Here is an 11,353-nt window from a genome sequence, read left to right on the forward strand (position 1 = left end):
CGGCTGCAGATCCAGGAACAAAAAGGACCGCTGCCTGTGCATTCTGTTCCTCTGCTGCCTCAAGAACAGAGTTATAGACCGGGACGCCATGCACCTCCTGTCCGCCTTTTCCCGGAGTTACCCCGGCCACGACACCCCGCCCACCGACAGAACGGGCGTACTGATTCATCCGGTCGATATGAAATGAGCCTTGGTTCCCGGTAGCACCACAGACGATCACCCCGGTATTTTTATCGGCGTAAATCATGATGCAGCCTCCACCGCCGCTGCCACCGCTTCCTCCATCGTATCCAGCATGAGGTATCCTTTTGAAGAAAGAAGGGCCTTTCCTTCGGCTTCATTTGTCCCGGCCAGACGAACAATAATCTTCTGACTGACACCAGCCTCAATAATACCTGCGGCCACCTCATCACACCGGGTAATGCCACCAAGAAGATTGACGATGATGACCGTCACATCAGGCATGGAACCAAGCAGCTGGACTGCATGAGCCACCCTGACCCGGTCAGCACCACCACCGACATCAAGGAAATTTGCAGGTCTTCCTCCGATACGGTTAATGAGGTCAACGGTAGCCATGGTGAGCCCGGCCCCGTTTCCAATAACACCAATATTTCCGTCAAGTTCTACAAACGAGAATCCATGGGCGGCAGCCTGACGTTCACGTTCTGAAAGATCACGATTCTCCCTGATGCCATGACGGGCCAGGGCATTATCATCAAGGATAAGTTTTGCATCCGCTGCAAAAAGACCGTCCGGAGTCATGACAAGCGGATTAATCTCAGCAAGAAGGGCATCCTGCGCCATGAAAACCGTATACAGTTTCTGAATGATGGGGGCAATCTCCGTGGGAGCGTCATGCAGCAGGTACCTGATGGTATATCCCGGAACGGTGGTAAGAAGAGGGAACACTGCCGCTTTGCGTATTGCTGCCGGATTTTTCTGTGCGACTTCTTCTATATCGACACCGCCTTCGGACGTGAACAGAATAACCGGTGCCTTTTGTGATCGATCAATCGTTATGGAGAGATAGTACTCGTGTTGAATCTGCAGTTTCTCCTCGATGAGGATCGCTTCAACCGGAATACCCTTGATTGTGGTCTGAAAGAGATGGTCAACGGTCTTCCTGATGCCCGCATAATCCGCCATGAGAATGCCGCCGGCTTTCCCCCGTCCGGCTACCTCAACCTGTGCTTTCACGGCCGCCTCCCTGATATCCGGACTGACCAGATAATCTGCTCCTTTCTGTACGACTACACCGCGGGGGATAGGTATGCCTGCCTTCTGCAAAATCTCCTTTGCTTCATATTCTTTCAGTTTCATGATGTATCACCCTCTATGCCAAGCTCCTGACCACGCTTCATCGCCCTGATATTGAGATCCTCGGTTCCTTTTGGAACACTGTCAAGTATTGCCTTTTCAAGGGCCGGACCTGATACAACGGTTGTCGCGGTGGTTAATGCACCAAGCATGATAATATTTGCAACAATCTCCCGTCCAAGCTCTTTTTTTGCCGCAAGGGTTGCAGGGATACCTACCCACCTGCATGCAGGACGATCATGAACCAGACCTGAATCCAGAAGCATTACTGCATCATTCCGGGGATTTCGCCCGTATTTTTCAAATCCCTGCTGACTCATGATAACATAGGTGTCCGGATCCCGCACCTTAGGGAAGAGAATCGGTTCATCATCAATAATCACCGCACTCATTGATGCGCCACCTCGTGCCTCAGGTCCGTATACCTGGGTCTGTACAACATACTTCTCATCATAGAGTGCTGCTGCCCGGCCAAGGATAACAGCAGAGAGAATGATTCCCTGTCCTCCAAATCCGGAGAACCTGACTTCATGTCTCATCAGACACCCCCATAACCGGTCGGTTTCTCCGTACAAACTCGCCGACCAGGAATGAGTCTGACGGGAGTTCATCACGTGGCCCGGCTGTCCGTTCCCACTTCTCTTTCAGGATCGCATGGGTCTTCAGATAGGTCATGTAATCCACCGGTTCGCGGTATTTATTCCGTCTTCCATACGACGTCGGACATTGACAACGGACCTCAATAAGAGAGAATCCGGGTGTCAAAAGACCGGTAAGCACCGCATCGGTCAGTTGTTTGACGTGAAATGAGGTCCATCGGGCGACATAATTTGCTCCGGCAGCGATAGCAAGATCGACAAGATCAAAGGGTGATTCCTTTGCCCCATATGGAGTCGTCGTTGAGGTCTTTCCAATCGGTGTGGTCGGACTACCCTGCCCTCCGGTCATTCCATAGATATGATTATTCATGCAGACAACGGTAATGTCGATATTTCTTCTGCACGCATGAATGAAATGATTCCCGCCAATCGCTGCCAGATCCCCGTCTCCGGTAAATACAATAACATGCAGTGACGGATTTGCCATCTTCACGCCGGTTGCAAATGCTATTGCCCGTCCATGGGTGGTATGCAGGGAATCGGTCAGGATATATCCGGGCGCCCGTGATGAACACCCGATACCTGAAAGGAATACAGTCTCGTTCTTTTCCCATCCGATCCTCTCCACGGCTTCAAGAACACAATTCATAATAGTCCCGTTTCCACATCCGGCACAGTAGATATGGGGAAGCCGGTCCTCTCTCAGCCAGTCCTCTCTCATCAGATCCCTCCGGCAGTTCTGATAGCCTGCACCAGCTCTTCAGGAGTATGCAGATCTCCACCAAGCCTGCTCACAGGAATGACCGGAGTCCTTACATGCCGTCCGATCTCCCGTGCCATCATACCGAGGTTCATTTCAGGGACAATAAATGCCCGGACATTGGGGAAGCGGGAAAGAAGGTTTTCAGGAAACGGCCAGACAATACGTAATTGCAGATAGCCGGTTCCCGGTACCTTCTGTCGCTCAACAACCTCTCTGACCGTTCTCACCGGAGCTCCATAGCAGACAAAAACATACGCTGCATCTTCATTGACAATAGTATAATCAGCGATTTCATGACGTGCATCTTCAATCTTTGAGACTAGCCGTCTGACCAGTGATTCATGCCGTGACGGATTTGTTGTGTCAGGATACCCCCGTTCGTCATGAGTAAGGCCGGTCACATGGATATGCCGGCCTGACCCAAACGGTGCAAATCCGGGAACGCCATCCGGACCTGGAGCAAAGGGGAGTGCACCATCAGCAAGCGGTTTGGGTCTGATAATCTCAACCCTGTCAGGTATCTCAATCTTCTCACGCATATGACCGATGACCTCATCAGCCATCAGAAAAACCGGAGTTCTGAAGCGATCTGCCAGATTGAATGCTTTTGCAGTCAGATCAAAGCATTCCTGAACACTTGAGGGGCAGAGAGCGATGACACTGTAATCACCATGGGACCCAAAGCGGACCTGCATCATGTCTCCCTGGGCTGCCATGGTAGGCTGACCGGTAGAAGGACCCCCCCGCTGAATATTTACAAGCACACAGGGAGTTTCGGTCATAAAGGCATACCCGATGTTCTCCATCATCAGGGAAAAACCGGGCCCGGATGTTGCAGTCATGGAACGTGCACCGGTCCATGCAGCCCCGATGATGGCGGCCATGGAAGCGATCTCATCCTCCATCTGGATATAGCAGGCCCCCTTTATTTTTGGCATCCGGCTTGCCATGTGCTCTGCAACCTCGGTTGAGGGGGTGATGGGATATCCGGCAAAAAAGGTACATCCGGCTGCAAGCGCCCCTTCAGCACTTGCAATATTCCCCTGCATAAACGCTATCCTGCTAATACTCAATCACCACCTTCATCGGCTCAAAGGGTTTTTCAGCGACCCATCGGATTGCCTGATCAGGACAGATTAATGCACACACACCGCATAACCGTCGTCCGTACAGTTCCTGGAGCCGGCAGTTCGGGCAGCGTTCCGGCTGATCCAGTTCAGGAACGTATATCCCCCTGCGGTTTGGACGACTCCCCGGCCTGTAAATCTTATACGGGCAGACCATGGTACACAGGTTGCAACCTTTGCACCGGGACTCGTCAATCTCAAGTTTCATATGCTGGTCGTACTGGTTGGATACATACCCTGAAATGTGCATTCCTCTCAACGGCGGCAAAGAGATCTCCGCCATGAGCATCCATGGCAACCGTGAGCGGGAGCTTGTCAAGCTCAATCACCCAAACCGCTTCTGCCATCCCAAGATCCGGATAATGAACCCCGGTCAGTCTCATCCTGGCAGCAGCAAGATTTGCACAGCCACCGGTAAAGGCAAAATACACGGCTCTGCCCTTCAGCTGTTCCCTGACTTCTGATGACATCCCCCCTTTTCCAATAATTCCCCGAATCCCTGCATCCAGCATAAACCGGGTCAGACGATTCATCCGTGCTGAAGTTGTCGGTCCTGCAACAACAATCCGGTTATCAAAAACAACCGGACCACAGTGATAGATAACGGCACCCTTTGGATCAAACGGAAATCCTTCCTCCATGATCTTCAGATGCGCCTCATCACGTGCCGTATAGACCGTTCCGGAAAGCGTTACCATCTCTCCTGCTTTGAGCGTGAGAACTTCATCGCCAAGGGGAGCTTGGAAATGTTTCATAGGGATACCTCCACGGTCGCCCGTCGGGCTGCCCAGCACTGGATATTTACCGCAACCGGCAGTGAGGCAGTATGGCACCCGGCAGTCTTTATCTTAACAGCAAGACAGGTTGTATCGCCGCCCAGTCCCATCGGCCCAATGCCCAGCTGATTGACCCGGTCGCATATCTCCTGCTCGTAACTGGTCATGATATCTATAGGATCCAGCAATGCCTCCTTTGCAAGGGTGGCCGCACCATCAAAAGTTCCCCCAATGCCAACCCCGAGAATGACCGGAGGGCAGGGGCGTCCCCCGGCTTTTAGCATGGTCTCAACCACATACCGTGGAATATGCTCCTTATCAGAAGGATTCATCATGGTAATACTGGATACATTCTCTGACCCTGCTCCCTTCGGAAGGACGGTAATGGTAAACCGATCACCAGATTTCACATGTATTGGAGGCATGGACAGGCCGGTGTTTGTGCGGGTATTTTCCCGGCTGAAGGGATCCACAAGATTGGGACGAAGCGGAATATGTTCCGTTGCGTTTTGAATTCCAATCAGGATGGCCTGCTCCATTTCAGATGTCCAGATCATGCCATCAGGGAGTGTTACATATATGACTGGAATTCCGGTATCCTGACAGAGCGGCGTTAAACGTTCTTCTGCAAGAGAGATATTTTCCAGGATATTGAAAAGCTCTTGCTTTGCAATCAGAACAGATTCGCGTTCCAAAGCCTTTTTCAGCTGTGCCTTTACATCATCAGGAAGATATATTTCTGCATCCCGGACTGCTTTCTCTGTTGCGGCAGTTATCAGGTTCAGAAGATCAGGATCACCGGATTTGGACATACCTGATATATCTGTATGAAAGAAGGTATAGACCTGATGCAAAATGCAAAAAAAGATTTCAAATAAAAATTTCAGGATTCCTGTTTCATCTCGATAACAAGATGAGTCGGAGAGGGGAGCTTGTGACCGCCGTGGCGGAGGGCATCCTTGACCTTTTCAATACTTGCCGGGTTTGAAAATACGGTAAATATCTTCTGATTCTGCTGGACACGGGCTGCGGTTCCGACGGCCTTACCAAATGCAAGACGCATTCCCTGCGACACACGGTCTGCACCTGCACCGGTTGCCTGCTTATTTTCACGCAGGACATGGTGTGGATATGTCCGCAGCTTGAGGTGGTAGTTCATACGCCCCAATTCCTTATTCAACTTTCTGTTAATGCTCATACGGGCAGCTTCCAGAGCAGAGTGCCGAATCTGACAGCTCTCATCCACAACCAGGGACACTTCCATTGGAAATTCGCTTGTCAGGTTTCCCATGTCAAAGTGAACAACTTTAACACCCGGAATACCTCCCATATATTCCTTGCGAGTATAGGCCTTCTTTGCAAGGTTTCTGTACATGCTGTTTGGTTTTCTGACCATGAACCCGAACTCCTGTATTGATATGTGCTTTTATAAATTGCCGGATTTACACTTAATCCTTTCTTCCTCTCGTTCCTCATCTTCAATCATTTCAAGGAGACACCGCCTGAGATCAATGAATTCCTTGTTTGTCCGATCACGGGGCCGGGAAATGGGGATATTGACGATCTCCCTGATAATACCTGGTCGGGGAGAGAGAACAACCACGCGATCCGAGAGAAAAACTGCCTCATCACAACTATGCGTCACAAATAAAATTGTCTTCTTTTTTGTCTCCCAGATATCGAGCAGTTCACACTGCATATGATTTCTGGTCTGGGCATCCAGGGCACCAAATGGTTCATCCATGAGGAGGAGATCCGGATCCGTGGCAAGTGCCCGGGCAATTGCAACACGCTGGCGCATTCCTCCTGATAACTCATACGGATAACTCTGCTCAAACTGGGAAAGACCGACAAGGGAGATATATTTCCGGGCGATTGCATACCGTTCCTCTTTCGACATTCCTCTCATCTGAAGACCGAATGCAACATTTGAAATGACATTTCTCCAGGGAAAGAGGGAGTACTCTTGAAAGACCATCCCGACTTTCTGACCAGGTCCGGTGATCAGCGAACCATCAACCCTGACTTCTCCCGAGCTGGCCTTATCAAGACCAGCGATAATGCGAAGGAGCGTCGTCTTCCCACACCCTGATGGACCGACAAATGAGACAAATTCATCATCCGCTATCGACAGGGTGATATCTGAAAGCGCTACTACCCTTGAGCCGTCCTCCTTGACAAATTCGCGGCAGATATGCGATATCTCAACACGGCCCATATCAGTTCACCTCTCCCTGTCGCCATCTAAGCAGGGTTCTGTTCATCCCGTATCTAAAAAGATAGTCAATGAAAAGCCCGATAAAGCCAAGGATGAGCATATAGACCATCACCTTGTCCATCTGATGGAGATTATAATACCACCAGATCTTCTGCCCAAGACCAAACCTGGATACCCCAAACATCTCTGCAGCAACCAGGCACATCCATGCAACACCGCTTGCTACCCGAAATCCGGCGGCCAGATGGGGAAGAGCCGCAGGAATGGCGATAAACCTGATGAGTGCGGCATTACTCGTGCATCCGAGCATCTTTCCAGCCTCCACAAAAATCCGGGGTATATTGCGAAAGCCCTCATAGGTATTGATGAGCACCGGAAAGACTGCACCAATAAAAATGACAAACCCGGCTGCAAGGTCAGTCAGCCCAAACCAGACGATTGCAAAAGGAATCCATGCGAGAGGAGGGATCGGACGGATGATCTCAATGATGGGATCAAGGAGACGGTTTGCTATCGGATACCACCCGATAACAATACCTGTCGGTACTCCAATAAGGAGAGACAACCCAAGTCCGATAAAGAAATGGATCATACTGATGGCAAAGTCCATAGTCATGGTCCCGGATACGATCAAATCGTAAAAGGCGATGATAACGTCAGTACATGATGGCAGAATAAAACGGTTTTGTACAATCTCATCCGCAAGAACCTGCCAGAATATCAAAAGGGCAGATATTGAGAGGATCGTAAAGCCGGGGGATCGTAATCCCGGAAGATTTCCAGTCATTGTTTATTTCTCACTATTGGTGTCAGCATACTGACACATTCCTTACCTAGTAATGGTCTTTGAGAAAAGGAAAAAGTATGGGTAAAAGCCTTACAGCTTGGCCCAGAAACTGGTATCAATCAGATCATCGCCGGATAACGGAGTCTTGATGTATCCGAGTGCGGCCTGATCCTGTGCATAGCTGGTGACCGAGTCTGCGATGATGTTGGGGTCAGACACCCAGGCACCGTCCCATTCATGCAGAGACTTCATGATGACTGACGTGTTCATGGCAGTCATCTGTTCCATGTACTGTGCAGCTTCTTCCCAGTTCTCCTGGTTATACTTCGTTGCTTTTTCGTGGATTTTTAAGACTTCAGTCACGATATCGGGGTGCTCCCGAATCATTTTTCCACTGGCAACCAGGACACAGCACACATGGTTTGGCTCCATCTCTCCTGACTGGACGATGATCTTCCCTGCTCCGGCTTCCTCAATGGTTGTCGGGGAAGGTGCCGGAAGGAAGACTGCGTCAACTTTACCAGCCATAATAGCAGTGGTTGCATCCCCTGGTCCCATTGCAACAATCTTAACATCCTTCTCCGGATCAAGACCCTGTTTCTTCAGCCAGGTTCGAAGAATGGTATCCTGAATCGTCCCTGCCGGGAACGTTGCGATCGTCAGTCCTTTCAGATCAGCCGGACTGGTGTAGTTCAGACCGCTCTTCAGCACAACAGATGAACCCTGCGTCTGGGCCGCGGCGATAATTTTCCCGTCAAGACCGGTTGCAACCGCAGTCACAAATGGAGCTGCGCCGACATATGCAAAGTCAAGGTCTCCGGCAAGCATGGCCTGCATCTCAGGTGCACCAGTCGGGAAACTATATGCTTTGACCTCTTTAATGCCAAGTGGGGCGAGGGTTTCGTTGTACATCCCCTTACTGTAGGCGGTCATAAATGCCATCTGGTGTGTACTTGGCTGATATCCGATATTCAGAACAGACTTTTCACCTGCTGCACCCTGTACCGGAGCAGCGGGGTTCTTCTGGGTTCCGGTACATCCACAGAGGAGGACCAGACCAGTCATCAGAAAGAGAGAAACGATAAGCCATACATGCTTCACGATAACTCACCTGTCTTATCTAATGGTTGATACTGGTTCATAAAATATCCTTTTATATCACATAAAATGATTATTAAGCCATTTATTTCTCATTTGACTAGGCTCATAGTACTAACAATCCTGATGAGATAACCCAGAGGGATATGAACGGCCCGCCCGGCCTATCGGTGGACATTAATGATCCTCCCGAGAAAGATATACGGGATTATGACCAGAGATGTCGTCAGAAAGGCACGGCTCTTTGGGGAGAGAACAGAAGATATCGAATCACTCCTCTCCTCCATGGAGGCGGATAGAAATATTGCTTCTTCAGATGTTCTGGTCGATATGGCACATCTGGTAATGCTGACCAGACAGCGGATCGTGCATGAAGACCATGCGAAAACACTGATGAAGGAACTTTTGGCCATGTACGAATCAGGTGTGCCATCAGAGGCTTTTGATCCGTCATACGAAGACATTCATGCAGGTATTGAGACAATTCTGACCAGCAGAACCGGGAGTGATGTCGGTGGACGACTTCATATCGGAAGGTCGCGAAATGACGAAGTTGCAACCTGCCTTCGAATCAGAACACGGGATATCATTCTGGATCAGCTTGAAGCCCTTACCAGACTGCGGAAAGTTCTGCTATCCGTTGCAGAAGAACACATAACCACAGTCATGCCAGGGTTTACTCATCTCCAGCATGCCCAGCCGGTCACCCTTGCCCACCATCTGCTTGCATATGAACAGATGTTCTCACGGGATTTTGACCGGCTCTTTGATGCCTTTCGCCGGGTGAACTGTTCTCCCCTTGGATCGGCAGCCCTGGCCTCGACCGGATATCCCCTTGACCGGATATGTACTGCCCATCTTCTTGGATGTGATCAGATCCTTGAAAATTCCATGGACGCCGTTGCATCACGAGACTTTGCAGAAGAGACCCTGGCCTGTGATGCTATAGTACTGACCAACATCTCACGATTCTGCGAGGAACTCATCATCTGGAGTTCATCATTTGTTCAGTTTGTAACCCTTGATGACCGGTACTGTTCAACCAGTTCCATAATGCCACAAAAAAAGAACCCTGATGTGGCAGAGCTCCTCAGATCCCGTGCCGGAACCATCCTGGGCGCTTTTGTATCGGCGGTAACGATTGTCAAAGGCCTTCCCATGGCTTACAACCGTGATCTGCAGGATGTAAATCCTCACCTCTGGCGGGGAATTTCAGAGGTACGTCGGGATATTGACCTTCTTGCAGGCATGATTGAATCTGCACAGTTCAACCGTGATCGGATGGCAGCAGAAGCAGGAAAAGGCGGAACAACAACCACTGAACTTGCTGATACGCTGGTCAGAGAATATAATATTCCATTCAGAACTGCCCATCATATCGTCGGGCGAGCGGTCAGGGATGGATCCCTTGACCTTGCAACCCTCGATACCGCTGCTGTAGAGTATTATGGGAAAAGTCTTTCCTCCCTCGGTATCACGAATGAAAAGATTGAAAATGCATTGGCCGTTAATACATCCCTCTCGGTCAGGAATCTGCCAGGCGGTCCGGCTCCTGAAACAGTGCGGAATGCCATTATTGAACGCAGAAAAGAACTTGAAAAAGATATTTGCATGATATCAGAGAAGAGGAAACGAATCGCAGAATCATTACACGAACTTCTTACACAGGCACGGAGAATTGCACAACTATGAAGAATACATTCAAGACCGGAGATATTGTCAGATGCACCCTGCAGGGCTGCTCCTGTGAAGGAACGTATATTACAAAACGGGACGGTATGGCTACCGTCAAACTGGCATCAGGATATAACATAGGAGTTCCTGAAGAAAATCTTACCAGAATCGGCAGTGTTGAGATGGCAGAACCGGAGGGTTCTGAGGTTGTGCAGGATTCCACACTTCCCCGGATATCCATAGTATCCACCGGCGGGACCATTGCAAGCAGGATTGATTATCGGACAGGGGCGGTGACCAGCCAGTTCAGGGCCACCGATATCCTGCATGCAATCCCCGGCCTTGCATCCCTGGCTCAATTTAGTGCTGTCCAGCTCTGCAACATCCTCTCTGAGAATATGACGCCAGGAATCTGGCAGCACCTTGCCCGGGCAATTTATCACGAGATACAGTCCGGTGCACAGGGGGTTTTGGTGACGCACGGAACCGATACCATGGCATATAGTGCAGCCGCTGTGAGTTTCATGTTGCAGACACCGGTACCTGTTGTGTTTGTCGGATCACAGCGATCTGCTGACCGGCCCAGTAGTGATAATGTCATGAATGGTATGTGTGCAGCAAAAGCCGCTCTGTCAGATCTTGGAGAAGTCGTCGTCGTGATGCATGGAACAACAAGTGATGATGCCTGTGCCATCCACCGGGGTACCAGAGTCAGAAAGATGCATACCTCCCGAAGGGATGCATTTCAGACCATCGGAGACGGGAGTATCGGAATGGTTACCTACCCCGCTCTTGATGTAACCCTTGCCCATTCTGCTGTTCGGAGAGGAACACATGACCTCATTTTGAAGGATTCGCTCGAGGAGAAATGTGCCATTGTCTGGTACTATCCGGGGATGGACCCGGCTGTGCTTTCAGCATGGGAAGGATACAAAGGGATAGTCCTTGCCGGGACCGGGCTTGGTCATACCGGAACGGATGTGATAGAACG

Annotated in this window: 13 protein-coding genes and 1 pseudogene; 2 read left to right on the forward strand and 12 right to left on the reverse strand. The window is 50.3% G+C overall.

Features of this window, described 5'->3' with window-relative positions; all coding sequences use genetic code 11:
• The 12 genes and pseudogenes from PLA23_RS05460 to PLA23_RS05515 form a co-directional block, all read right to left on the reverse strand.
• Positions 1-247 (reverse strand): annotated as a pseudogene (locus PLA23_RS05460) (succinate--CoA ligase subunit alpha); the annotation flags it as partial.
• Positions 244-1,323: a succinate--CoA ligase subunit beta gene (locus PLA23_RS05465; protein WP_324474321.1), complete on the reverse strand. Its 1,080-nt coding sequence runs from the start codon at positions 1,321-1,323 to the stop codon at positions 244-246. The gene PLA23_RS05465 and the pseudogene PLA23_RS05460, both read right to left, overlap by 4 nt.
• Positions 1,320-1,859, reverse strand: coding sequence for a 2-oxoacid:acceptor oxidoreductase family protein (locus PLA23_RS05470; protein WP_324329643.1), 540 nt, complete (start codon positions 1,857-1,859; stop codon positions 1,320-1,322). Before PLA23_RS05470 ends, PLA23_RS05465 begins: the two co-directional genes overlap by 4 nt.
• Positions 1,849-2,640 (reverse strand): thiamine pyrophosphate-dependent enzyme, encoded by a 792-nt coding sequence (locus PLA23_RS05475; protein WP_502883597.1) that lies wholly within the window; start codon positions 2,638-2,640, stop codon positions 1,849-1,851. Before PLA23_RS05475 ends, PLA23_RS05470 begins: the two co-directional genes overlap by 11 nt.
• A complete protein-coding gene (locus PLA23_RS05480; protein WP_324474323.1) occupies positions 2,640-3,731 on the reverse strand; it encodes a 2-oxoacid:acceptor oxidoreductase subunit alpha in 1,092 nt (363 codons plus the stop codon). The genes PLA23_RS05475 and PLA23_RS05480 overlap by 1 nt, the downstream gene beginning before the upstream one ends.
• 13 nt (positions 3,732-3,744) lie before the next feature.
• Positions 3,745-4,017 (reverse strand): 4Fe-4S dicluster domain-containing protein, encoded by a 273-nt coding sequence (locus PLA23_RS05485; RefSeq protein WP_324331881.1) that lies wholly within the window; start codon positions 4,015-4,017, stop codon positions 3,745-3,747.
• Positions 4,007-4,564, reverse strand: a complete 558-nt coding sequence (locus PLA23_RS05490) for a FumA C-terminus/TtdB family hydratase beta subunit (RefSeq protein ID WP_324474325.1) — start codon at positions 4,562-4,564, stop codon at positions 4,007-4,009. Before PLA23_RS05490 ends, PLA23_RS05485 begins: the two co-directional genes overlap by 11 nt.
• Complete coding sequence (locus PLA23_RS05495) at positions 4,561-5,397, reverse strand: fumarate hydratase (protein WP_324331879.1); 837 nt, start codon at positions 5,395-5,397, stop codon at positions 4,561-4,563. Before PLA23_RS05495 ends, PLA23_RS05490 begins: the two co-directional genes overlap by 4 nt.
• A 71-nt stretch (positions 5,398-5,468) precedes the next feature.
• A complete protein-coding gene (locus PLA23_RS05500; RefSeq protein ID WP_324474328.1) occupies positions 5,469-5,981 on the reverse strand; it encodes a 50S ribosomal protein L16 in 513 nt (170 codons plus the stop codon).
• Between the two features lie 30 nt (positions 5,982-6,011).
• Positions 6,012-6,803 (reverse strand): ABC transporter ATP-binding protein, encoded by a 792-nt coding sequence (locus PLA23_RS05505; protein WP_324330776.1) that lies wholly within the window; start codon positions 6,801-6,803, stop codon positions 6,012-6,014.
• 1 nt (position 6,804) lies between these two features.
• Positions 6,805-7,590, reverse strand: coding sequence for an ABC transporter permease (locus PLA23_RS05510; protein WP_324474330.1), 786 nt, complete (start codon positions 7,588-7,590; stop codon positions 6,805-6,807).
• A 90-nt stretch (positions 7,591-7,680) separates the two neighbouring features.
• On the reverse strand, positions 7,681-8,691 hold the full coding sequence (locus PLA23_RS05515; protein ID WP_324330774.1) for an ABC transporter substrate-binding protein: 1,011 nt from the start codon (positions 8,689-8,691) through the stop codon (positions 7,681-7,683).
• A gap of 207 nt (positions 8,692-8,898) precedes the next feature.
• Here PLA23_RS05515 and argH point away from each other — a divergent pair, with 207 nt between their 5' ends.
• Positions 8,899-10,380 carry an argininosuccinate lyase gene (argH, locus tag PLA23_RS05520; protein ID WP_324330772.1) on the forward strand — a complete coding sequence of 494 codons (1,482 nt, stop codon included), beginning with the start codon at positions 8,899-8,901 and terminating at the stop codon, positions 10,378-10,380.
• A partial coding sequence (gene gatD / locus PLA23_RS05525; protein ID WP_324474332.1) for a Glu-tRNA(Gln) amidotransferase subunit GatD occupies positions 10,377-11,353 on the forward strand: 977 nt, incomplete at its 3' end. The genes argH and gatD, both read left to right, overlap by 4 nt.

This window comes from Methanospirillum sp., from assembly GCF_035406105.1.
Classification (GTDB): Archaea; Halobacteriota; Methanomicrobia; order Methanomicrobiales; family Methanospirillaceae; genus Methanospirillum.